Source organism: Lactobacillus sp. LL6 (genome assembly GCF_007570935.1).
Classification (GTDB): domain Bacteria; phylum Bacillota; class Bacilli; order Lactobacillales; family Lactobacillaceae; genus Lactobacillus.
In genome coordinates this window covers 1,044,037-1,068,871 of sequence record NZ_VLLR01000001.1, presented here as the reverse complement: position 1 = coordinate 1,068,871, position 24,835 = coordinate 1,044,037, and the positions used below count along the sequence as shown (strand labels likewise).

General features: G+C 33.7%; 23 protein-coding genes. All 23 read left to right on the top strand.

Annotated elements, in window-relative coordinates; translation table 11 throughout:
• The first annotated feature begins 20 nt into the window (after positions 1 to 20).
• Positions 21 to 1,046 (top strand): translation elongation factor Ts, encoded by a 1,026-nt coding sequence (tsf, locus tag FOD82_RS05255; protein ID WP_144355430.1) that lies wholly within the window; start codon positions 21 to 23, stop codon positions 1,044 to 1,046.
• 128 nt (positions 1,047 to 1,174) lie between these two features.
• A complete protein-coding gene (gene pyrH / locus FOD82_RS05250) occupies positions 1,175 to 1,906 on the top strand; it encodes a UMP kinase (protein ID WP_144355429.1) in 732 nt (243 codons plus the stop codon).
• Complete coding sequence (frr, locus tag FOD82_RS05245; RefSeq protein ID WP_144355428.1) at positions 1,899 to 2,456, top strand: ribosome recycling factor; 558 nt, start codon at positions 1,899 to 1,901, stop codon at positions 2,454 to 2,456. Before pyrH ends, frr begins: the two co-directional genes overlap by 8 nt.
• Positions 2,457 to 2,458: 2 nt before the next feature.
• Entirely contained in the window at positions 2,459 to 3,193 is a 735-nt protein-coding gene (locus FOD82_RS05240; protein ID WP_144355427.1) for an isoprenyl transferase, read from the top strand.
• A gap of 12 nt (positions 3,194 to 3,205) precedes the next feature.
• On the top strand, positions 3,206 to 4,003 hold the full coding sequence (locus FOD82_RS05235; RefSeq protein WP_144355426.1) for a phosphatidate cytidylyltransferase: 798 nt from the start codon (positions 3,206 to 3,208) through the stop codon (positions 4,001 to 4,003).
• A 10-nt stretch (positions 4,004 to 4,013) separates the two neighbouring features.
• A complete protein-coding gene (gene rseP, locus FOD82_RS05230; RefSeq protein ID WP_144355425.1) occupies positions 4,014 to 5,270 on the top strand; it encodes an RIP metalloprotease RseP in 1,257 nt (418 codons plus the stop codon).
• 14 nt (positions 5,271 to 5,284) lie between these two features.
• Entirely contained in the window at positions 5,285 to 6,982 is a 1,698-nt protein-coding gene (locus FOD82_RS05225) for a proline--tRNA ligase (RefSeq protein ID WP_144355424.1), read from the top strand.
• Between the two features lie 7 nt (positions 6,983 to 6,989).
• Complete coding sequence (locus FOD82_RS05220; protein ID WP_144355423.1) at positions 6,990 to 11,297, top strand: PolC-type DNA polymerase III; 4,308 nt, start codon at positions 6,990 to 6,992, stop codon at positions 11,295 to 11,297.
• Positions 11,298 to 11,417: 120 nt separating this feature from the next.
• Positions 11,418 to 11,894, top strand: a complete 477-nt coding sequence (gene rimP, locus FOD82_RS05215) for a ribosome maturation factor RimP (RefSeq protein ID WP_144355422.1) — start codon at positions 11,418 to 11,420, stop codon at positions 11,892 to 11,894.
• Positions 11,895 to 11,910: 16 nt separating this feature from the next.
• Positions 11,911 to 13,089, top strand: coding sequence for a transcription termination factor NusA (nusA, locus tag FOD82_RS05210; protein ID WP_144355421.1), 1,179 nt, complete (start codon positions 11,911 to 11,913; stop codon positions 13,087 to 13,089).
• A 19-nt stretch (positions 13,090 to 13,108) separates the two neighbouring features.
• The gene (locus tag FOD82_RS05205) at positions 13,109 to 13,405 is read left to right on the top strand and encodes a YlxR family protein (RefSeq protein WP_144355420.1); all 297 of its coding nucleotides are present in this window, start codon (positions 13,109 to 13,111) and stop codon (positions 13,403 to 13,405) included.
• Between the two features lie 2 nt (positions 13,406 to 13,407).
• On the top strand, positions 13,408 to 13,719 hold the full coding sequence (locus FOD82_RS05200; RefSeq protein ID WP_144355419.1) for a ribosomal L7Ae/L30e/S12e/Gadd45 family protein: 312 nt from the start codon (positions 13,408 to 13,410) through the stop codon (positions 13,717 to 13,719).
• 4 nt (positions 13,720 to 13,723) lie between these two features.
• The gene (gene infB / locus FOD82_RS05195; protein WP_144355418.1) at positions 13,724 to 16,429 is read left to right on the top strand and encodes a translation initiation factor IF-2; all 2,706 of its coding nucleotides are present in this window, start codon (positions 13,724 to 13,726) and stop codon (positions 16,427 to 16,429) included.
• Positions 16,430 to 16,458: 29 nt separating this feature from the next.
• Positions 16,459 to 16,824: a ribosome-binding factor A gene (locus FOD82_RS05190; RefSeq protein WP_144355417.1), complete on the top strand. Its 366-nt coding sequence runs from the start codon at positions 16,459 to 16,461 to the stop codon at positions 16,822 to 16,824.
• Positions 16,825 to 16,878: 54 nt separating this feature from the next.
• Complete coding sequence (truB, locus tag FOD82_RS05185; protein ID WP_144355416.1) at positions 16,879 to 17,772, top strand: tRNA pseudouridine(55) synthase TruB; 894 nt, start codon at positions 16,879 to 16,881, stop codon at positions 17,770 to 17,772.
• 20 nt (positions 17,773 to 17,792) lie between these two features.
• Positions 17,793 to 18,731: a riboflavin biosynthesis protein RibF gene (gene ribF, locus FOD82_RS05180; RefSeq protein ID WP_144355415.1), complete on the top strand. Its 939-nt coding sequence runs from the start codon at positions 17,793 to 17,795 to the stop codon at positions 18,729 to 18,731.
• A 231-nt stretch (positions 18,732 to 18,962) separates the two neighbouring features.
• Positions 18,963 to 20,459 (top strand): ribosomal protection-like ABC-F family protein, encoded by a 1,497-nt coding sequence (gene abc-f / locus FOD82_RS05175; protein ID WP_144355414.1) that lies wholly within the window; start codon positions 18,963 to 18,965, stop codon positions 20,457 to 20,459.
• Positions 20,460 to 20,566: 107 nt separating this feature from the next.
• Positions 20,567 to 21,376, top strand: coding sequence for an ABC transporter ATP-binding protein (locus FOD82_RS05170; RefSeq protein ID WP_144355413.1), 810 nt, complete (start codon positions 20,567 to 20,569; stop codon positions 21,374 to 21,376).
• A gap of 1 nt (position 21,377) precedes the next feature.
• Positions 21,378 to 22,256 carry an ABC transporter permease gene (locus FOD82_RS05165; protein WP_144355412.1) on the top strand — a complete coding sequence of 293 codons (879 nt, stop codon included), beginning with the start codon at positions 21,378 to 21,380 and terminating at the stop codon, positions 22,254 to 22,256.
• A complete protein-coding gene (locus FOD82_RS05160) occupies positions 22,231 to 22,683 on the top strand; it encodes a LytTR family DNA-binding domain-containing protein (RefSeq protein ID WP_144355411.1) in 453 nt (150 codons plus the stop codon). The genes FOD82_RS05165 and FOD82_RS05160 overlap by 26 nt, the downstream gene beginning before the upstream one ends.
• Positions 22,684 to 23,082, top strand: a complete 399-nt coding sequence (locus FOD82_RS05155) for a DUF3021 family protein (protein ID WP_144355410.1) — start codon at positions 22,684 to 22,686, stop codon at positions 23,080 to 23,082.
• Between the two features lie 106 nt (positions 23,083 to 23,188).
• Complete coding sequence (hrcA, locus tag FOD82_RS05150; RefSeq protein WP_144355409.1) at positions 23,189 to 24,235, top strand: heat-inducible transcriptional repressor HrcA; 1,047 nt, start codon at positions 23,189 to 23,191, stop codon at positions 24,233 to 24,235.
• 15 nt (positions 24,236 to 24,250) lie between these two features.
• On the top strand, positions 24,251 to 24,835 hold the full coding sequence (grpE, locus tag FOD82_RS05145; protein WP_144355408.1) for a nucleotide exchange factor GrpE: 585 nt from the start codon (positions 24,251 to 24,253) through the stop codon (positions 24,833 to 24,835).

Genomic DNA, 24,835 nt, shown 5'->3' with positions numbered 1-24,835 from the left:
TCCATTAGGAGGACTCAATAATGGCACAAATTACTGCAAAACAAGTTAAAGATTTACGTGAACGTACTGGTGCAGGTGTTATGGATGCCAAGAAAGCATTAGTAGAAGTTGACGGTGACATGGACAAGGCAGTTCAATACCTTCGCGATAAAGGTATGGCTAAGGCTGCTAAGAAGGCTGACCGCGTTGCAGCTGAAGGTTTAACTGGTGTTTACGTTGATGGTAATGCAGCAGCTATTACTGAAGTTAACTCAGAAACTGACTTCGTTTCTCAAAACGACAAGTTTGTTAACTTAGTAAATGATGTTACTAAGACCATCGCTGAAGGTAAGCCTGCTGACATGGAAGCAGCTCAAGAATTAAAGATGGCTGATGGTACTACTTTAGCTCAAACTTTTGTTAACGCTACTGCAACCATTGGTGAAAAGATTGATTTACGTCGTTTCGCTTTAGAAGAAAAGACTGATGATCAAGAATTTGGTGCTTACCAACACAATGGTGGCCAAATTGGTGTTATTACTGTTTTAGAAGGTGCTGATGCAGCAACTGCTAAGCACTTAGCAATGCACATCGCAGCTATGAGTCCTAAGGTTATTTCACCTGACGAATTAAGCGATGATTTTATTGCTGATCAATTGGCTCAAATGAATCATAAGATTGATCAAGATAATGAAAGTCGTGCATTAGTAAACAAGAAACCATTGCCACACCTTGTTTACGGTTCAGCAAAGCAATTAACTGATGACATTTTGGCTAAGGCTAAAGAAGACATCAAGGCTGAACTTAAAGAAGAAGGTAAACCAGAAAAGATCTGGGACAAGATTATTCCTGGTAAGATGCAACGCTTTATTGATGATAATACTCAAGTTGATAAGCAATTTGCAGTTTTATCACAAAACTACATCATGGATGACAGCAAGACCGTTGGTGAATTCTTAAAAGAAAACGGTGCTAAGTTAGTTGCTTTCCAACGTTATGAAGTTGGTGAAGGTATCGAAAAGAAGCAAGAAGACTTTGCTGCTGAAGTACGTGAACAAATGAAGTAATCTTAATACTTTCAAAAAAGGAGGAGGAAAATTTTCTTCCTCTTTTTTTATGGAATTTTTATCTTCTCTAAATACAGCATTGAAGCTGTTTATATGGTAAAATGATTAAAGCTATAAGGAGGTTCATTATGAGTCAAGTTAAATATAAACGTATTATTTTAAAAATCTCAGGTGAAGCATTAGCCGGAGATAAGGGAACAGGTATTGATCCTACAGTTATTAGTCATTTAGCAAAGGAAATTAAATCAGTTCATGATTTAGGTGTTGAAATTGGTATCGTTTGTGGTGGCGGTAACATGTGGCGCGGTGAAACTGGTGCTAAGTTAGGTATGGAACGTGCCCAAGCTGACTATATGGGAATGCTTGCTACTATTATGAATGGTTTGGCACTTCAAGACGGATTAGAGCATGAAGGTGTTCCTACTCGAGTTCAAACTTCAATTGAAATGCGTCAAGTTGCTGAACCTTATATTAGAAGAAAAGCAATTCGTCATTTAGAAAAGGGGCGTGTAGTAATTTTTGGTGGTGGTACTGGTAACCCATATTTCTCAACTGACACTACTGCTGCTCTTCGTGCTGCTGAAATCAATGCAGATGTAATTTTAATGGCGAAAAACGGAGTGGATGGCGTTTACTCAGCAGATCCTAAACTTGATCCAAATGCAACTAAGTATGATGAATTAACTCAACTTGATGTTATTGCTAAAAACTTAAAAGTTATGGATAGAACTGCAAGCTCATTGTCAATGGATACAGACATTCCTTTAATTGTTTTCAATGTTAATACTGAAGGCAATATCAAGAAGGTTGTAATGGGCGAAAATATTGGTACTGTTATTGAAGGTGGTAAAAATGAATAACGAAACAATTTCAAAAGCAAAAGAAAATATGGAGAAGTCAATTAAGGTTTATCAAAAAAATTTGGCCTCTATTCGTGCAGGTGTAGCTAACGCTTCACTTCTTGAAGGGATCAAAGTAGATTACTACGGTGCTCCAACTCCACTTACTCAAATGTCTAGTGTAACTATTCCAGAACCACGTGTTTTATTGGTTACTCCATATGATCAAAGTAGTTTAGATAATATTGAACATGCAATTTTAGCATCTAATATTGGTCTTACTCCAGCAAATGATGGTAAAGTAATCCGTTTAGTGATTCCGCAACTTACCGGTGAAAGACGTGAAGAAATTGCTAAAGAAGTTGGAAAGATTGCTGAAGAAGCTAAGATTGCTGTTCGAAATGTTCGTCGTGATGCAATGAATAGCTTGAAAAAGCAACAAAAAGATGATGAAATTACGGAAGATGAACAACGTAATTTAGAAAAGCAAGTTCAAAAAGTAACTGATGATGCTACTAAAGAAATTGATAAACTTGCTGATGAAAAGCGTAAGGAAATTACTCAAGGTTAAAAATGAGTAAGAAAAAGAATGAATTAAATCATCTTGCCATTATTATGGACGGTAATGGTCGCTGGGCTAAGAAAAAGCATAAGCCACGTTTTGTTGGTCATAGAGAAGGTATGAACAATGTTGAACGTATTACTCTTGCAGCCAATAAATTAGGAATCAAAGTACTAACTTTGTATGCTTTTTCAACAGAAAATTGGGCACGTCCTAAAGAGGAAGTTGCTTATTTAATGAATTTACCAGTACGTTTTTTCGATAAATTTATGCCTACACTAATGGAAAACAATGTCAAGGTAAATATTATGGGTTATTTAGATGAATTACCTAAAAAAACCTATGATATTGTTCAACGGGCTATGGCTGAAACCGCTAATAATACTGGTATAGTTTTAAACTTCGCTTTTAATTATGGCTCTCGCAGAGAAATTACAACTGCAATGAAGGAATTGGGTGATCTAATTGAAAGTGGAGCATTAAACAGTTCAGAAATTACTGAAGATATGATTTCTGAACGTTTAATGACAGGTAATTTTGGTGAGTATAAAGATCCAGATTTATTAATTAGAACTTCAGGGGAACAAAGAATTTCTAATTTTCTATTATGGCAATTAGCATATTCTGAATTAGCATTTAGTAATAAAAATTGGCCTGATTTTACAGCAGATGATTTAAAGAAGTTTGTAGATGATTTTCAAAATCGTAATCGTCGATTTGGAAAAGTGGATGAATCGGATAGTTAGATAAGAGTATTTATGAAACAACGTGTAATTACAGCAGTTATTGCTTTGTGTTTATTTATTCCAATTGTCCTTGCAGGAGGACTTTGGATGGATTGGCTGACAGTATTATTTGCTGCAGTCGGAATTAGCGAAATCTTTTTAATGAAAAAGCAGATTTTAGTATCTGTAGATTTCGTACTAGCATTGTTAGCTACTTTAACTATGACAGTTCCAGATGCATTTTTTAAAGGAATGCCTTGGGGCTGGAGTAAAATGGGAATTTTTTATGCATTGGTAATGTTGTTATTAACTTGGACTGTTTTATCTAAAAATAAAACGACATTTGATGATGCGGGTGTTTATACTTTAGCTGCACTTTATATCGGAACAGGTTTCCACTATATGGCAGCTATTAGAAGTGACCATAATGGATTAGCTTTACTTTGCTATGTATTTGTTGTTGTATGGTCAACTGATATTGGTGCTTATATGATTGGACGTAAAATCGGTAAGCATAAATTGTGGCCAGTAATTAGTCCTAACAAGACTTGGGAAGGTTCAATTGGCGCTGTAATTTGTGCGTTAATTTTCACAGCTATTTATGTTGCATTTGTCAATGTAGGTTATCCTCAAATTCAGATGATTGTAATGGCCTTCTTCTTGTCAATTGTTGGACAAATGGGTGATCTTGTTGAATCAGCATATAAACGATTTTATGGAGTTAAAGATTCTGGTAAAATTTTACCAGGACACGGTGGTATTTTAGATCGTTTTGATAGTATGCTTTTTGTATTACCTGTTGTCGCAGCGATGTTAGGCATTGTTCATTAGGAGATATCTATTGAAAGGTATACTGATATTTTTAGTTGTGTTTGGTTTGCTCGTATTCGTCCATGAATTCGGGCATTTTATCGTAGCAAAAAAATCAGGTATTCTTGTTCGAGAATTTTCTATTGGGATGGGTCCAAAACTTTTTCAAATTAGAAGAAATCCAACTACTTACACTATTAGATGGCTTCCTTTAGGAGGGTATGTAAGATTAGCTGGAAGTGATGATGAAAGTAAGTTAGATCCAGGGATGACTGTAATTGTACAGTTAAATGACAAAAATGAAGTGGTTAGAATTGATGCTTCTGAGTCTGATTTACCAATAGAAGGAATTCCAATTCAAGTAACTAAAGCTGATTTAATTGATGCGTTAATAATTAGTGGATATGAAAATGGGGATGAAAATAAACCTGTTACTTACCATGTGAATCATGATGCAACTATTATCGATAAAAACAAAACTGAATTAGTTATTGCACCACGTGATACACAATTTCAACAAGCTAATGTTTGGCAAAAACTTGCAACCAATTTTGCTGGACCATTTATGAATATAGTTTTAGGGTTTGTAGTGTTTTTAATTTGGACTTTCACTATTCCGGGTCCTGCGACTACTACAATTGCTAAAGTAGCTAATAATTCACCAGCTCAATCAGCAAAAATTCAAAAGAATGATAAAATTCTTGCAATTAATGGCAAGAAAATGAATAATTTTGAAAATGTTTCTGAACAAATTGATCGAAGTAATGGTAAAAGTTTAAATATTAAACTTGAACGTAATGGTAAAATTAAAAATGTTACTTTGAAGCCTCAAGCAAAAACTATTCAAAAGCAAAAAGTTTATCAAATTGGTATTGTTGCTAAAAGTGATAATAATCCTTTGGCAAAGCTTAAGAGAGGCTGGAATACAGCAGTATCCACTACTGGAATGATTTTTAGTGCTGTTGGAAATTTATTTAGACATTTTAGTTTAAATAAATTATCAGGTCCAGTTGGAATTTATTCTCAGACTTCACAAGTTTCGAATATGGGCTTTAGTTATATTTTGGCATTTTTAGCTATGATTTCTATTAATTTAGGAATTGTCAATTTAATACCAATTCCAGGCTTAGATGGTGGTAAACTATTATTGAACTTAGTTCAATTAGTACGTGGAAAACCAATTTCTGAAGACCACGAAGCAATTGTGGAATTGGTTGGATTTGCACTGTTGCTTGTATTGATTATTGCAGTTACTGGTAACGATATCTATCGCTACTTTATTAAATAAATTAGGAGATATGAATGCGTCAATCAAAATTTTTTATGCCAACTTTAAAAGAAGCACCTGCAGATGCAGTTGCTGCAAGTCACAAGTTAATGATTAGAGGAGGCTATATTCGTCAGGTTACTGCTGGGGTATATGCTTACTTGCCACTTGGATATCGTGTGTTGCGTAAAGCTGAGTCTATTATTGAACAAGAAATGGAAAACATTAATGTTCCTGAAATGATCATGCCTCATCTCTTGCCAGCTACTCTTTGGCAAGAATCGGGTCGTTATGAAAAATACGGTGCAGAAATGTTTAAACTTCAAGACCGTCATGGTCGTGAAAGTTTGCTTGGACCTACTCATGAAGAAACTTTTACTGAAATTATTGCTAAAAATTTAAAGAGCTACAAGCAAATGCCATTAGCTCTTTATCAAATTCAAACCAAATTCCGTGATGAAAACCGTCCTCGTTTTGGTCTTCTTCGTGGACGTGAATTTGTAATGCTTGATGGTTATAGTTTTGCAGCTACTCGTGAACAATTAGATGAACAATTTGATGATCAAAAGTCTGCTTATAAGCGTATTTTTGCTCGTGCTGGTGTAACTGTTCACCCAGTAATTGCTGATTCCGGTACAATGGGCGGCAAAAATTCAACTGAATTTCAAGCTCCCGCTGCAATTGGTGAAGACACTATTGCAACTAATGAAAAGGGTACTTATGCTGCAAACCTAGAAATGGCAAAAAGTATTGATACTTTTAAGCAAGAAGCAGAAGAGCTTAAAGACATGGAAAAGGTAGCAACTCCAGATTGTGATTCAATTGAAAAGTTAGCTAAGTTCTTAAATGTTCCTGCTACAAGAATTGTTAAGAGTATTTTATTTATTGCTGATGATCAAAAAGTTTTAGTATTAATTCGTGGTGATAAACAAATTAATGAAGTAAAGCTTGGCCATGTTTTGGATGCCAATGATGTTCATGAAGCAAGTGCTGAAGAATTAGAATCAATTACTGGCTCTCGAAAAGGCGGCGTAGGTCCAGTGAATGCTGATTGGGCTGACAAGATTATTGCCGATGAAACAGTTAAGGATCTTTATAATGTGGTAGTTGGAGCTAATGAAACTGACTTCCAATTCAAAAATGCTAATTTAGATCGTGACTTCAAGGTAGATGAGTTTGCAGATATCAGAACTGCTAACGAAGGTGAACCAGATCCAGTAGATCATTTACCACTTAAATTTACTACTTCAATTGAAGTAGGTCACATCTTTAAGCTTGGTACTTACTACACTGATACTATGGGTGCTGATTTCTTAGATCAAAATGGAAAAGCGCAACCTGTCATCATGGGTTCATATGGTATTGGAGTAACTCGTATGCTTTCAGCAGCAGTTGAACAACACTTGACTGAGCGCGGAGTTGCATGGCCTAAAGAAATTGCTCCATTTGAAATTCATCTTATTCAAATGAAGATGAAGGATGAGGACCAAACTGCATTAGCTGAAAAACTTGAAAAACAATTATCAGCTAAGTATGATGTTTTATATGACGATCGTAATGAGCGTCCGGGTGTAAAGTTTAACGATGCGGATTTAGTAGGAGCTCCTATAAGAATTACTGTAGGTCGCGGTGCTAAAGATGGTATGGTTGAAGTTAAACGCCCAACTGATGAAAAAGCAACAGAAATTTCTGTTGAAGAATTAAATGAATTTGTAAATAAAGAGTTAGGATAGATTTTTCGTGGCAAATAAAAACGAGTTATTCTTAAAACTTTTAAAGCAAATTAATTTTCCTGATCAGTTTGAAGATAATGAACTTCTTCAAAAAGGGGAAATTGAGAACGTGGATGTGTACGCTAAAAAACATAAGTGGGATATCCACGTTTTTTTTGCTACACCATTAAAATATGATACATACGTTGCTTTAAATACGGCGATAAAAGAAACCTTTACAGGTTTTGTTGATACAGAATTATTCATTAGGACTGGGAATGGTTCAGATCAATATTTATTAGATTATTGGCAGTATGCAGTTCAAAATTCGCATGTTTTACAACCAGTTGCACGTGAGTTTCTAGCTAAGCAAAAACCTAAGCAAATTAATAACCGTTGGGTTATTCCGGTTGATAATTCGATAGTGGATAATATGATTGAACAAAAGGCTTTAGATGATTTAGCTGAAGAAATGCGTAATTATGGCTTTTTCAATTTAAAGTTTATTACTGAGCTTGATCAAACTAGTTCACAAAATAATTTAGAAAGTTTGCAGCAATTACAAGAAGAGCATGAAAGAAGTATGCAACAAGCTTATGAAGCTGCTCCTGAAAAAACAAAATCGCAGCCTTCAAAAAAATATTCCACTAAAAGGACTAGCTATGGCAATCGCAAACTTGATGAGAATATAGCTATTACCCAAATTCAAGATATTGAAGATGGTAGTCGTAATGTGGTAATTGAAGGAAATATTTTCAATATTGAAAGTCGTAAATTAAAATCTGGCGCAGTAATTTTTACTGGAGAAATCACTGATTATAGTGATTCAATTGCTTTTAAAAAGTTTGTTTCAAATAAAGAACAAATCGAAAGTATGTCTGCCATTAAACCTGGAACTTGGGCAAAGATGCAGGGTTCTGCTGCTGACGATCAATGGGAACATGATATTGTATTTAGCATTAGTGCTTTTGAAACTGTAGAACACAAGGGACGTCAAGAAAAGTATGAAGGCAATCAAAAGCGAGTAGAATTGCATTTACATACTAATATGAGTCAGCTAGATGCAACGAATACCGCTTCTGATTTTATTAATACTGCGAAGAAATTTGGTCAAAAAGCTATTGCGATTACAGATCATGGGGATGTACAAGCCTTTCCTGAGGCATATAGCGCTGGAAAAAAGAATGATATAAAAATTCTTTATGGCTTAGAAGCTAATATGATTGATGATCATGCATTATTAGTTTTAAATCCGGCAGAGATGAAATATGAAGATCGTGAGTTTGTCATTTTTGACGTTGAAACTACTGGACTTTCATCAGTTTATGATACGATTATTGAAATCGGTGCAGTAAAAATGAAAAATGGCGAAGTAATTGATCGATTTGATGAGTTTATTAACCCTCATCATCCTTTAAGTGAACAAACAATAAACCTGACTTCTATTACGGATGAAATGGTTAGTGCGGCTGATGATGAAGAGGTAGTAATTAAGCGTTTTAAAGAATTTTATGGCGACGATCCACTTTGTGGTCATAATGTGCAGTTTGATGTTGGATTTATTAATGCTGCATTAAGAAGAGCAGATATGGAAGAAATTACTCAGCCAGTAGTTGATACACTTGAAGTTTCTAGACTTTTACATCCTGAGCAAACACGTCATACTTTAGACTCTCTTGCAAAGAAATATAATGTTGTTTTGGAGCACCACCATAGAGCTAATCAAGATGCGGAAGCAACAGGTTACTTGATGTTTAAACTGCTGGATGCGTTTAATGCACGCTTTCATGAAGATGACTTGGGCAAAATGAATGACTATGCTGAACAAGGACCAGTTTATAAGCGAGCTCGCCCTTCTCATATGACTGTTTTGGCTAAAAATCAAGCGGGATTAAAAAATATGTACGAGCTAGTTTCAATTGCCAGCACTAAAGATTTTTATCGTATACCAAGGACACCTAAATCTGAATTACGCCGTTTGCATGAAGGTCTTTTATATGGATCTGGTTGTGCTCAAGGGGATGTATTTGTAGCAATGATGCAGAAGGGATATGATGAGGCTCGCAAGAAAGCAAAGTTTTATGATTTCCTTGAAATTCAACCGCCTGCAGCTTATAAACAAATGATTGAAGATCAACTGATCAAAGATGAAACTGAGCTTGAAGAAATTCTGACTAATATTTATAAATTAGGTAAAGAATTGAAAAAGCCAGTTGTAGCTACTAGTGATGCCCACTATGTCGATCAGCATGATGCGATTTATAGAACTATTTTATTATCTGCTCAACGTAGTAATCCTAATCGCAATAAACCTCAACCAGATTTGCATTTTTACACTACTCAAGAAATGCTTGATGCATTTGCATTTTTAGGAGAAGAAGCAGCTAAAGAAATCGTTATTACTAATACAAATAAAATTGCTGATTCCCTTGATGAAATTGCACCTGTTAAAGCTGGCTTATATCCTCCGCATATTGAAAATGCTGATCAAGAAATGAAGGATTTAACATATAACAAAGCACATGAACTATATGGCAATCCACTTCCTAAAATTGTTCAAGATAGAATAGATTTAGAATTAAACTCTATTATCTCTAACGGATATGCAGTTATTTACTTGATTTCACAGCGTTTAGTAGCTAAATCCAATAAAGATGGATATTTAGTAGGGTCGCGTGGTTCTGTTGGTTCTAGTTTAGTAGCCACAATGTCAGGGATTACGGAAGTTAACCCTTTAGCACCACATTATCGTTGTCCTAAATGTAAATACTCAGAATTTTTTGAAAATGGTGAATATGGATCTGGATATGATTTACCTGATAAAAAATGTCCAAAATGTGGAACTAATTTAGTAAAAGATGGTCAGGATATTCCATTTGCAACTTTCTTAGGGTTCCACGGTGATAAGGTTCCTGATATTGATTTAAACTTTTCAGGAGACTATCAGCCTGTAGCTCATAATTTTATTCGAGTAATGTTTGGTCCTGATAATTCATATCGTGCGGGAACAATTGCTACAGTGGCTGACAAGACAGCTTATGGATACGCCAAGCACTATGACGATGAACGTGAACTAAAATTACGTAATGCAGAATTGGATAGATTAGCAGCTGGTGTTTCAGGAGTAAAAAGAACCACTGGTCAGCATCCAGCGGGCATCGTAGTAGTTCCTGATGATATGGATATTTATGATTTTACTCCAGTTCAATATCCTGCAGATGATTTAGACGCGGCTTGGCTGACTACACACTTTGATTTCCATTCCATTCACGATAATATTTTAAAATTTGATATTTTAGGACACGATGATCCTACGATGATTAGAATGCTGCAAGATCTTTCGGGAATAGATCCTTTGACTATTCCACCAAATGACCCCGGAGTGATGTCGCTGTTTTCAAGTCCAGAAATTCTAGGAGTAACTCCAGAACAAATTCAGTCAAAAACAGGTACTTTGGGTGTTCCAGAATTTGGAACTAAATTTGTAAGAGGGATGCTTGAAGAAACTAAACCAACTACATTTTCTGAATTATTACAGATTTCTGGATTATCTCATGGTACCGATGTGTGGTTAGGAAATGCGGAAGAATTAATTAATGATGGAACTTGCAGTTTGAAAGATGTTATTGGTTGTCGTGATAACATCATGATGGACCTCATTCACTGGGGCGTAAAACCTGAAGTAGCCTTCTCGACTATGGAAAGTGTACGTCATGGTCGAGGAATTAGCGATGAAGATATGGCAGTACTTAAGAAAAACAAAAATATTCCAGATTGGTATATTGAATCCTGTTTAAAGATAAAATATATGTTCCCTAAGGCTCACGCTACAGCATATATTTTGATGGCACTTCGAATTGCTTGGTTTAAGGTATATTATCCAGAAATTTATTACACAGCTTACTTTTCAGTGCGTGCTGATTTATTCGATTTAGTGGCTATGAGTCACGGTAAAAATACGGTTAAAGCAGCTATGAAAGCAATTCAAGATAAAAGTAATGCTTCTGCTAAAGATAAAAGTTTGTTAACAGTTTTGGAAATCGCTAATGAATGTATTGAACGTGGTATTAAAATTAAGATGGTTGATGTTAATGAATCAGAAGCATTAAACTTCAAAATTCTTGATAAACATACTATCTTGGCACCGTTTAATGCCGTTCCAGGACTAGGTGATAATGCAGCTAAACAGATAGTAGCAGCAAGATCTGAGCAAAAGTTTTTATCAAAAGAAGATTTAGCAACTCGTGGTAAAGTATCACAGACCATTATGGAATACTTTGAAGAAAATGGTGTTTTGGAAGGGATGCCTGACCAAAACCAACTATCTTTATTTTAAATAGTGCTTGCTTTTTTTGAAAAAATAGGATAAACATGGTATACTTATTCGTGAAGTTCGAATAGGTAAATTCGAGTGAGCAAGAATGCTCACTCTTTTTATTACGGAGGAAAAAAATCTTTGTCTAAAGTTACAGATCTTGTTCGTTCAGAAATAGAACCTATTATTGCAAATCGTGATGATAAGTTTGTAGATATCGAATATGTAAAAGAAAAAGGTCAGAATTATTTAAGAATTTATGTTGATAAGGAACCAAATGGAATCGATATTGATGAGATTGCTGATTTAAGTGAATTGGTTTCTGAAAAACTAGATACACTTGATCCTGATCCATTGCCAGATCCATATGTTTTAGAACTTTCATCTCCTGGTGCTGAGCGTCCAATTAAAACGCCCCAAGATTGGGAAAAAGCTAAAGATGATTATGTTCATATTGGGCTTTATCAAAAAATTGAAGGTAAAAAAATGTATGAAGGAACACTTAAGTCATATAATGATGATGAAGTAGTTCTTGAAGTTAAGATTAAAACTCGAAAAAAGACAATTACTATTCCTCGTAAGCTGATTGCAAATATTCGCTTTGCAATCGAATTTTAGAAAGGCGAATCAAACTATGTCTAAAGAAATGCTAGAAGCGTTTGCTACCTTAGAAAAAACTAAGGGAATTGATCAGGAAACTATCGTTGAAGCAATCAAAGCTGCTTTAGTTGCTGCTTATAAAAAGAATTATAATCAAGCACAAAATGTCGAAGTTGACTTTGATCCACGTACTGGTAATTTCAAGGTGATGGCAGTTAAAACTGTTGTTGATGAAGTTCAAGATGATCGCCTTGAAGTTAGCTTAAAGGAAGCTTTAGCAATCAATGGTGCTTATGAAGTTGGAGATGAAATCCGCTTTGAAGTAACACCAAAGAATTTTGGGCGTATTGCTGCTCAAACTGCTAAGCAAGTTATTATGCAACGCTTGCGTGAAGCTGAAAGAAGTCACATTATTGATGAATATTCTCAATATGAAGATGAATTGGTCACTGGTACTGTTGAGCGTCGCGATAATCGTTTTGTATATGTTAAAATTGGTAATGTTGAAGCTGTTATGCCACAACATGATCAAATGCCAAATGAAGTTTACAATCCACAAGATAAAATTCGTGTACTTGTAACTCATGTTGGTTCTGATTCAAAAGGTGCTCAAATTACAGTTTCTCGAACTGCTCCTGATATGGTCAAGCGTTTATTTGAACAAGAAGTTCCAGAAATTTATGATGGTACTGTTGAAATTGTATCAATTGCACGTGAAGCGGGCGACAGAACTAAGATTGCTGTTAAAAGCAGTGACCCTAATATTGATGCGGTAGGTACATGTGTTGGTCAACGCGGAGCTCGTGTACAAAATGTTGTTAACGAGCTTGGTGGAGAGAATATTGATATTGTTCAATACGAAGATGACCCATCAGATTATATAGCAAATGCTTTGAATCCAGCAGAAGTTATTGCTGTTCAATTCAGTGGTGATGAAGATGATAAGAGTGCATTAGTTATTGTTCCAGATTACCAATTATCATTAGCTATTGGTAAAAAAGGACAAAATGTACGTTTAGCTGCCCGGCTTACTGGCTATAAGATTGACATTCGACCAGAATCTGAAGTTGAATTTGTAGATGAAGCTGCTAAAAGCTCAGACAATACTGAAACTGCTGCTGATACAGATGAATTAACTGCAGAAACTCCATCTTCTGAATCCATGGATGAAGCAACTCAAGAAAATGTAGAAGTAAAAAATACTGAAAAATAAGTAAGGATTGGTGATCTTTTTGAAAAAAAGAAAAATTCCAATGCGCAAAGACCTGCTTACTAATACAATGCAACCTAAAAAAGAATTAGTAAGGGTTGTGATTGATAAAGAAAAAAATATTTCTGTTGATCCAACAGGAAAAAAGCCGGGTCGTGGCGCATATGTATCCCTTGATCCTGCCAAGATTGAAGAAGCAAAAGAAAAGCGTGCTTTAGAAAAAAGCTTAGGAACCACAATTCCTGAAAGTTTTTATGAAGAACTCTATTCTTATGTTGATCATCAAAAGGCTAGAAAAGAATTATTTGGTGATAAATAAGATTGCAAGAAAAACAAAAAGCAATAAATTTTCTTGGTTTAGCTGAACGTGCTCGCAAACTTGTTACAGGAACTGAGACCGTTATCGGCTCAATCAAAAAAGGTAAAGTTGTAGCAGTTATTTTAGCTAATGACGTTCAAAAAAATACAGCTGAAAAAGTTATTCGAGCAGCTAAAAATAAAAATATTCCTATTATTAATATTTTTACATATGAAGAGCTCTCTAACGCCATAGGCAAAAAGCGTAAAGTAATAGCTTTAACTGATGTTGGTTTTTATAAAGCATTAGCTAAGAAGATTAATGAAGGAGTGTGATTAGATGACTAAAAAACGAATTTATGAAGTCGCAAAAGAATTAGGCATCGATAATAAAGTTGTGGTTGATAAAGCAAAGGACCTCGGCTTTGATGTAAAAAATCATATGTCATCAATAGAAGATTCCCAAGCGAATCGATTAAAAGGTAGTTTTCAGAACTCCGCTCCCGCTAAAAAGCAAGAGAAGTCTTCTAATAAAAACAGTAAGATAAAAGTTTCAATTTCTTCAATTCGTAAAAACGAAAAGGAATCTGAAAGTAATAATTCTAACCATAAAAACCGTAGAAGACGTAATAATAATCGCCGCAGTCAAAATCACGATAATAATGGTCAAACAAATAACCATAAAAATCGCAATTCTAAACCGGCAGCTCGCGATTTACTTAAGCAGTTTAAACAGAAGCAACGTGCTGAAGAAAGTTCATTAAATGAACAAGCACAGAGAACGAAAAAAGAATATCACGAACAATTGAAGAATCCAAATAAAGACACTCAACCAAAGAATAATAAGACGAATGCAGCTAAGGAAACCCCTAAGGCTGAGAAGACAAGAAAAGTTATTGGCCCTAAGATTTTGAAGCCATCACCAGCACGCCTTAAGCAAAATCAGGATGGCAGTGCTAAATCTGCTTCAAATAGAAACAATAATTCTAACAGAAGCTCAAATAGAAGTTCTAATAGAAATTCATCTAGAAATAACACTCACATTAGTACTCCAATTCCTAGAGTTGAATTAAATACTGAAGTTTCTAAGGACAATAATAAACGTGGCAATGGTCATGGTAGAAATACTGGTAAACCAGGCCGTAAAGGTAAGAATCAATTCGCAAATAATCATAACGAACATTCCGATCGTCAAGAACGCCGTAGACGCAAGAATAAGAAGCGTCAACATGAACAAGCTCCAAAGAAGCAACCAACTCAAAGAAAAGAACGTCCATTACCAGAGACATTAATGTATGATGAAGGTATGAATGCTCAAGATTTAGGTAAACTGCTTCACCGTGAACCAGCTGAAATTGTCAAAAAGTTATTTATGCTTGGTATCATGACTAATCAAAATCAATCTTTAGATAAAGATACTATTGAGTTATTAGCAGCTGAATACGGCATCAATGCTGAAGAAAAAGTTCATGAAGATATCTCTGATATTGATAAGCTTTATGATGATAGAATGGAAGCTTCAAAGGCTTCAACTAATCAAGTCAAGCGTCCACCAGTAGTTACTATTATGGGTCACGTTGACCATGGTAAAACCACTTTACTTGATCGTTTACGTCATACTCATGTATCAGCTCATGAAGCTGGTGGTATTACTCAAAAAATCGGTGCTTACCAAGTACGTCTTGATGATCGCTTGATTACTTTCCTTGATACTCCAGGACATGCTGCCTTTTCTAACATGCGTGCTCGCGGTGCAGAAATTACTGATATTGTTGTTTTAGTTGTAGCAGCTGATGATGGTGTTATGCCACAAACAGTTGAAGCTATCGATCACGCTAAAAGTGCGGGTGTTCCAATTATTGTTGCAATCAATAAGATGGATAAACCAGGTGCAAATCCACAACACGTAACTGAAGAATTAATGAAGTATAATTTAATTCCAGAAGATTACGGTGGTGACACTATTTACGTTAATATTTCAGCTAAGACTGGTCAAAATGTAGAAGATTTGCTTCAAATGATTTTGCTTCAATCAGACGTCATGGAACTTAAAGCAAATCCAACCGAAATGGCTATTGGTACTGTAATTGAAGCCCGTTTATCCCGTGGACGTGGTCCAGTTGCCGATGTATTAATTCAACAAGGTACTTTGAATGTTGGTGATCCAATTGTAGTTGGTGATACTTTTGGTCGTGTACGTACAATGACTAATGATCGTGGTCGTCAAGTTAAGAAGGCAACTCCATCAGAACCAGTTGAAATTACAGGATTAAATGATGTTCCTGAATCTGCTGACAAATTAGTAGAATTTAAGGATGAAAAGACAGCTAGAAGTGTTGGTGAAGCTAGAGCACAACAAGCTTTACAAAAATCACGTGAAAATGTTCAACATATTACTTTAGATAACCTCTTCGATACTATGAAGAAGGAAAACATGAAAGAAGTTGACATTGTTCTTAAAGCTGATGTTCAAGGATCAGTTGAAGCATTACAACAATCACTTGAAAAGATTGATGTTGAGGGTGTACGTGTAAATATCATTCACTCAGGTGTAGGTGCTATTAATGAAAGTGATGTTACTTTAGCTGGTGCTTCTAATGGTTTCATTATTGGATTTAATGTAAGACCAACTGCTACTGCCAAGTCTCAAGCTGATAGTGAAGGAGTAGATATTCGTCTTTATAGCATTATTTATAAGGCTATTGATGATGTGACTGCTGCTATGAAAGGTATGCTTGAACCAACTTATGAAGAAAAGGTTACTGGCAACTTGACTGTTCGTGAAACTTGGAAAGTATCAAAGGTTGGTACCATTGCTGGTGCATTTGTTGATTCCGGTTATGTAACACGTGATTCAGGTATCCGAGTTATTCGTGACGGTGTTGTAGTCTATGATGGCAAAGTTGCGTCTCTTAAGAGATTCAAGGATGATGTTAAGGAAGTCAAAGCTGGCTTTGATTGTGGTTTAACAATTGAAAACTTCAATGATATTAAACTTGATGATCAACTTGAAGCTTATGAAATGCAAGAAGTTAAGCCAAAGTAATTTTAGGTAAAATACAATAGGAGGAAAACATGAAGCATAGAATTGGTCGTGTTGAAGGAGAAATCCTCCGCGAATTAACAAAAATCTTACGTAAAGATATTCGCGATCCTCGTTTAAGTGATGTGACTATCACAGCAGTTGAATGTACTAATGATTTATCATATGCAACTATATACTATAGTTTATTAAGTGAAGATCCTGAAAAGGAACAAGAGGTAAGTGAAGCATTAGATAAAGCTAAGGGTATGATGCGTCATTTACTTGGTCAAGTTTTGACAGTATATAAAGTACCGGAACTCATTTTTAAACGAGATAACTCAGTTAAATATGGTAGTAAAATTGATCGTTTAATTGCGGAAGTTAGAAAACAGGACGCTGAAAGAAACGGTAAATAAAAAAAGACGCTGAGAAGCGTCTTTTTTTATTTTTATAATGCGAGGAGAATGGATATGCTTAATGGAATTTTAGTAATTGATAAAGATAGCGGGATGACTAGTGCAGATGTAGTTTATCATCTTAGAAAAGCCCTTCATATTCGAAAAATTGGTCATGCTGGAACCCTAGATCCAGAAGTTACTGGAGTATTGCCAATTGCTATTGGACAAGCAACGAAGTTAATAGAAATGATGCACACTCGTCCTAAAGCTTATATTGGGTCAGGACTTTTAGGTTATCGAACTGATAGTTATGATACCGAAGGAAAAATTTTAGAAAAAAAGAAATTAGATGCACCTTTCTCCGTTTCGGAAATCCAAGAGAAAATGCAAACTTTTAAGGGAGTAATTACACAAGTTCCTCCAATTTATTCGGCAGTAAAAGTTAATGGTAAACGTTTATATGAATATGCACGTGAAGGAATTGAAGTAGAGCGACCTAAACGTGAAGTAGAAATCTATAAATATGATTTAACTAGAAAACCTGTGTTTGATTCTGATAAAGGAGAAGAAAGTTTTAATTTTCAAATTGAATGTTCAAAAGGAACCTATGTCAGAAGTTTAGTTAATGATTTAGGTGAAAAATTGAATACTCCAGCTGTAATGACACGCTTAAGAAGGGTAGCAAGTTCCGGATTTAATATTGGACAAGCAGTCAAACTTGATGAAATAATTAATAATCCAGAACGAGCAGCTGAATTAATTCAGCCAATTGATGCATTCTTTAAAGACTATGAAACTATAGATTTAAATGAAGGAAAATGGCTAAAAGTAAAAAATGGCGCTCTTATCTCTTTGAAAACGGATGCAAAAAGTGTAGCATTAAGATACAATGGTAGAGTTAAGGCAATTTATCAAAAAACTGCCAAGGGGTATCAACCAAAGTTAATGCTCCTCCAAAATGAATAAGTGAAACGAAGGAAATTATTGTGCAAGTCATCCATTTAACTTATCCAGTTAAAGAAAATATTATCCCAAATAAAATAGTATTAGTTTTAGGCTTCTTCGATGGAGTTCATCTTGGTCATCAGCACTTAATTAATGAAGCTAAAAAAGTTGCAAAACTTCAAAAACTTCCTGTAGTAGTAATGACATTTGATCATCATCCAAGAGAAGTATATGCTGAAAAACATAATTTTGAATATATTGATACAATTGCAGAAAAGGCACGTAAAATGGAAGCCTTGGGAGTAGATTATTTAATTGTAGCTCCATTTACAAAAAACTTCAGTGAAATTTCAGGACAACAGTTTGTGGATCAAGTTATTGTAAAACTAAATACTAAAACTGTTGTAGCAGGATTTGACTATACTTATGGACCAAAGGATATATCGAATATGTCAAACTTGCCAATTTTTGCAAAAGGAAGGTTTGATATTTTGAAAGTTCCTAAACAAACTTTTGATGGAAAGAAAATTGGTTCCACTGAAATACGCAAAGCTATTAAAAATGGTGAAATGGAATTAGCTTATGAATTGTTAGGACAACATTATTTAATGAGTGGCACAATTGGACATGGCAAAAGAAATGGACATAAATTAGGTTTTCCAACGGCAAATTTAGTCTGGGAAGATAAAAAAGTTATTCCTAAAATTGGTGTATATGCTACTAAAACCAAAATTGGGAATAAATGGTACAATTCTATGACTAGTGTTGGTTACAATGTAACTATTAATCAAGAGAAAAAGATTTATATTGAGTCACATTTATTTGGGTTTGATAAAGAAGCTTACGGCAAAAAAATGACTATTGAGTGGTATCATTATACTCGTGGGGAAATTAAGTTTGATAATTTAGATGAATTACAAAAACAACTAAAACTTGATGAACAAGAAATAAAAACATATTTTAAACGAATGAAGAATTAACTTGTAAAATATCGTAGATGTGTTAAACTATAAATAATATTATTTCATGTTTAAGAAAGAAGGGTCGCCATTGCGTTCATTAATTTTCTAATAAGTGTAAGTTGAAAATTCGTTGATTAGCGGAGATTTTGTACACTTTTTTAGAAATTGGTGGACCTTTGGTGCCCTTCTTTTTGTGTGCCTAATTTCCATTATTCTGTACGGATCTCCTTAGTTCTTGAGGTGATTATTGTGAGCATTATAAAAATTACTAACTTATCGTATGGTTATGAAAATAGCAGTAGTAAAATTTTTTCTGATTTAAATCTTAATTTAGATAGCAATTGGAAATTGGGGCTTGTTGGAAGAAATGGGGCCGGTAAAACTACTTTTTTAAATTTATTAAGAGGAAAATTAACAGCTACTGGTCAAATCACAAGCAAAAATAATTTTTCATACTTCCCATTACATATTGAAAACGAAAATGAATTAGCTATTTATGAATTACAAAAAGAAATAAATGTTGAACAATGGGAACTTGAACGGGAAATGAATTTATTAGACCTTGATTCTAGTCATTTATGGCAGCCATATAATACTCTAAGTGGGGGAGAAAAAACCAAGTTATTGTTAGCGGCTAGTTTTGCAGATTATAATAATTTTCCTTTAATTGATGAACCAACTAATCATTTAGATGAAAATAGTCGTCTGGAAATTGCTCAATACTTGAAAAACAGTAAATCTGGATACATAGTTGTTAGTCATGATAGAGATTTCTTAAATCAAGTTACAGACCATATTTTGGCAATTGAAAATACGGAAATTCATTTATATCAAGGTAATTATGCAAGTTATGAAGATACAAAAGAAAAAAGAGATGCATTTAATCAAAATAAGAATATCAAGCTTCAAAAAGAAATTAGTGATTTAACTAAAAGTGCACAACGAATTAAGGGATATTCTGAAAAGTCTGAAAAACAAAAATCTGCTGCTAATCATAAAAATGAAATCAATGTAAATATTGATCGCGGATTTGTCAGTCATAAAGCTGCCAAAATTATGAAAAAGTCTAAAAATATTGAACGTAGAATTAATAAAAATATTGATTCTAAAATGGGACTTTTACAAAATATTGAACAGGCACCTAAATTAACAATGAACTTTCTGCCAGATTATCATCATGAATTAATAAATTTGCAAAAATTTGGTATCAAGTTTGATGATGGAACTAATTTATTTGATAATTTAAACTTAAGTATTTCAAATAAAGAAATACTTGCACTTCAAGGGAAAAATGGGTCAGGCAAAACAACATTAGTAAATTATTTATTAAGTAAAAATCAGCAAATTCAAACAAGTGGAAAAGTTGTAATTCAATCAGGTTTAAAAATCTCTTATTTGCCACAAAACTTCACAGAATATCATGGAAATTTAAAAGATTTTGCACATAAGCAAAAAATTTCTTATGAAGAATTGTTAAATAATTTGCGAAAGATGGGTTTTAAAAGAGAGACTTTTAATGTTGCAATTGAAGAAATGAGCATGGGACAACAAAAACGTGTTGCAATTGCTAAATCACTTGCAGAAGAAGCTAATCTTTATATTTGGGATGAACCTGCAAATTATCTTGATATTTATAATCAAAACCAATTAATTGAATTACTTAAAACAATTAAGCCTGCAATGCTTTTAATTGAGCATGATAAACATTTTATTGATCAAGTTGCTGATGAAAAGATAAGTTTATAGTATGTTTTTTGCAATTTATGCTACTTAAATAACCGTTTGTGTTAAAGGTTGATACAAATAATCCTCTTCTTAGTATTCTATTCATGAATCGAAAGGAGAGGATTTTTATGTTGATTGAAGTTCAAAATTTAACTAAAAAATATGGTGAGAAGTTCGCATTAAATAATGTGAACTTAAAAATTGATGAAGGACAACTTCTTGCTTATCTTGGAACCAATGGAGCTGGTAAATCGACGACTATCAATATTTTAACGGGATTACTTACTCCTACTACTGGAATTATTAAAATGAAGAAAAATTTGAAGATAGGAGTAGTATTTCAAGATAGTGTTTTGGATGAAAGTCTGACTGTTAAAGATAACTTATTTTTACGTGCGAAAATGTATTCTGAATATTCTAAAAATTGGTTAAATAAGTTGATTGACTTAATTGGAATTAAAAACTTTTTAGATCAGAAATATGGTACGCTTTCAGGAGGACAAAGACGCAGAGTAGATATTACTCGTGCATTAATAAACAAACCGGACTTATTATTTTTAGATGAACCTACAACTGGATTAGATTTGCAAACTAGGCAGGTTATTTGGCAGTTACTTGAAAAGTTGCGTAAAGAAGAAAATCTAACTATATTTTTAACTACGCATTATCTAGAAGAAGCGGAAAATGCAGATCAAATGTATATTTTAGAGAATGGTAAAATTTTGGCTTCAGGTTCGGCTGTTGAAATCAAAGAAAAATATACGTCTACTAAGTTAAAAGTGGTGATTCAAAATAAGATAAATGTTTTAAAAGGATTATCTGATAAAGATGCAATTAGGTGGCTAACTGACCATAAAAATGAAATTGAAAAATTTGAATATCAACATGGTTCAATTGATGATGCATTTATAAAAATTACTGGTAAGGAGATTCAATAAAATGTTTGCACTTATTAAAAGAAACATTAAGATTTATTTTTCCAATATTCCGGGCGTGATAATGTCCTGTCTAGGGGCCTTAATTGCATTTTTTATTTATATTGGTTTTCTTCAAGAAAATTTAACTTCTTCTTGGAAGAATGTAGTAAATGCGACTAAGTTACTTGATTTATGGATGATGGCAGGAATTATTACTATTGGTGGTATCACTACTTCCTTTCAAGCATTAGGTCAATTGGTTAAAGATAGAGAAAGTAGAAAATTCGATGACTTTATGTTAAGCGATATTCCAATAATAAAGCAGTATCTAAGTTATGTATTATCTGCAAGTTTTATTAGTTTTATTATGCAAATCTTCACTTGGATAATAATGGGTGTATATTTTAAGATAGTTGATCAAGTTAATATTCCTCTGTCAGCAATTCTACCAGGAATAGGATTTGTTATATTAGGAGCAATAGCTGCAACATTTATGAATATGGTTTTAGCATTATTCATTAATTCTTCAACTACTTTTAGTCGTTTATCAGCAATTTTAGGTGCTGCAGCTGGTTTTATGATTGCAACTTACATGCCTTATGGTACTTTAAATGATTGGGCGCGGAATATGGTAAAATTAATACCAAATAGTTATGAGGCAGCTAGTTTAAGAAGTTTATTTTTGAATAAATTAAGTGAAAAGTTACCGGTAGGGATGCGACACTCAATGATTGAATATTTAGGTATTCATTTTAAAATTGAAAATTATCAATTAACTAATTTAGATAATGTGATTGTAATGATAGTTATGATTTTAATTTTAGTTATTGTTTTAAGTAGTGTGATTTATTTAAATCGAAAAGGAAAGACGAAGAGTGAAGGTCAATTTTCTAGAAGATAGAAGTTTGAAAGAAAAAGAAGTAATAGTAGAAGTTAAGGCTTGCCTTGAAGATGAAGAGGTAGATAGCCTTATTTCTTTTATAAAGAAATTTAAGCAAAAAAATAAGAGATTATTACCAGTTAAATCTGAAGATAGAATTTTTACTATTAAGACTAAAAATATTATCAAAATTGAAGTTCAAGGCACTGAATTAACATACTATTTACCAGAAGAAACTATTAAAACTAAGGGAAGATTATATCAGGTACTTGATAAATTGAATATGGATTTTGTTCAAGTTTCTAGACATGCGATAGTTAATATTAATTACTTAGAAAGTTTAGAAGCAGGATTTGTAGGAAATATGATTGCAAAGCTAGATTATGGTTATAAGGCGGAGATTTCAAGACGGTATATGAAAGATTTAGAAAAGAGGTTGGGATTATAAATGAAAGTATTGCAAAAAAATATTAAAAATTTTGTTACAGGAATGGGTTTTGGTGCAATTATCTATTTGTTGATTCTTGGCTTTGCCTACAATAACGTTAATATTTCTGTTTCTAAGCATAGTGTATTAAGTGTTTTGATAATTAGTGGACTAATTGGAGAACTAGCATGGATTTTTAAGTTAGATATATCATTTTTATTAGCACTGTTCATTCATGCAATTGCAACTATCAGTCTATATATTTTAATGATGACAATGAATCATTGGTATATAAATGGCACGACGATAGTGATTTTTATTATATCGTATATTATTATTTGGGTAATTGAAGAAGTTATTAGAATTGAAGAAGTAAATCGTATTAATATTCAAATTAAAAAAAGAAGAAAACAGCAGTAAGACTTTAAAATAAGTTAGCACTCCACTTGACAACCTGCTAATTTTTGGTATTATAGTATTTGTTAGCACAAAAGAGTTAAGAGTGCTAAAAGTGAGGGCGATATTTATGTTGACCGAACGTCAAGAACTTATTTTAAAAACAATCATCAAGGACTTTACTCAGACACATGAGCCGGTAGGTTCAAAGACCGTGATGATGCAATTGCCGGTTAAGTATTCAAGTGCAACGATTCGTAATGAGATGGCAGTTCTTGAAGAGCTAGGATTAATTGAAAAGACCCACTCTTCAAGCGGTCGTGTTCCTTCAACAGAAGGTTATCGTTATTATCTTGATAACTTAGTCGAGCCGTTGCAAGTACCTGATTCAGTCTATGATCAAATCGTCTGTCAACTAGATCGACCATTTCATCAAGTGAATGAAATTGTTCAAGAAGCTGCTAAAATTTTGTCAGATTTGACTAATTATACAGCTTTCGCGGAAGGTCCTGAAACACATAGTGTAACTGTGACTGGTTTCAGAATCGTGCCTTTGTCTAATAGGCAAGTAATGGCAATCCTTGTTACTAGTGATGGTAATGTTCAGAATCAAGTTTATACTTTACCTCATAATATTCATGGGGATGAAGTTGAAAAAGCGGTTCGAATGATTAATGATAAGCTTGTTGGTAAGAATTTAAAAGAAATTACGCCAAACTTATTAAAGACCTTATCGACGCATGATCTTGCAGGTGAGCATTCAAGTGAACTTTTAGAGCTTGTAGAAGATGTGATTAAAGATGCTGCAAGTGAACAAATGTATGTTGATGGACAAATCAATCTACTTAATAATGCAACTGAAAATGTAAAGGATCTGCGTTCTTTATATGAATTAGTTGGTCATGATGATTTGATTTCTGATTTGATGAGTTTAAGTAAAAGTGATAAAGAAGATCATTATCCAGTCCAAGTTAGATTAGGATCTGAGCTTCCGAATGATTTGCTTAAAGATTATAGTCTGCTTACAGCTGAATATAGTGTCGGGAGTCATGGCAAAGGTACAATTGCATTACTAGGTCCTACGAATATGCCATATTCGCAAATGATTGGATTATTAGAGTATTTTAGAAACGAGCTAGCCAAGAAATTGCTCGATTATTATGGTAAATTTCAATAAAAAAGGAGGCCAGCCGTGAGTAAAGAAGAATTTCCAAGTGAAGAAGAATTAGCAAATGAAAAACCTGCACCTTCTTCTGAAAATAATAAAGCTGAAAAAAAGGCAAATAAAAAAGCAGAAGAAAAACAGGATAACAGCAAAGAATTAGTAAAAGAAATTGCTGAATTAAAAGAAAAAAATAAAGAGCTTGAAGATAAGTACTTAAGAAGTGAAGCCGAAATTCAAAATATGCAAAATCGCTATTCAAAAGAACGTGCTCAACTAATTAAGTATGAATCACAATCTTTAGCTAAAGATGTTTTACCAGCTATGGATAATTTAGAGCGTGCTTTAAGTGTTGAAGCCGATGATGAAGCATCTAAACAATTGAAAAAAGGTGTTCAAATGACACTTGATTCATTAGTTAAGGCTATGAAAGATCATGATATTGTTGAAATTGAAGCTGAAGATGTAAAATTTGATCCAGCTATTCATCAGGCTGTTCAAACAGTTGAAGCTGAAAATGATGAACAAAAGGATAAAGTTGTTCAAGTTTTACAAAAAGGCTATCAATATAAAGATAGAACACTTAGACCAGCAATGGTTGTTGTAGCTCAATAG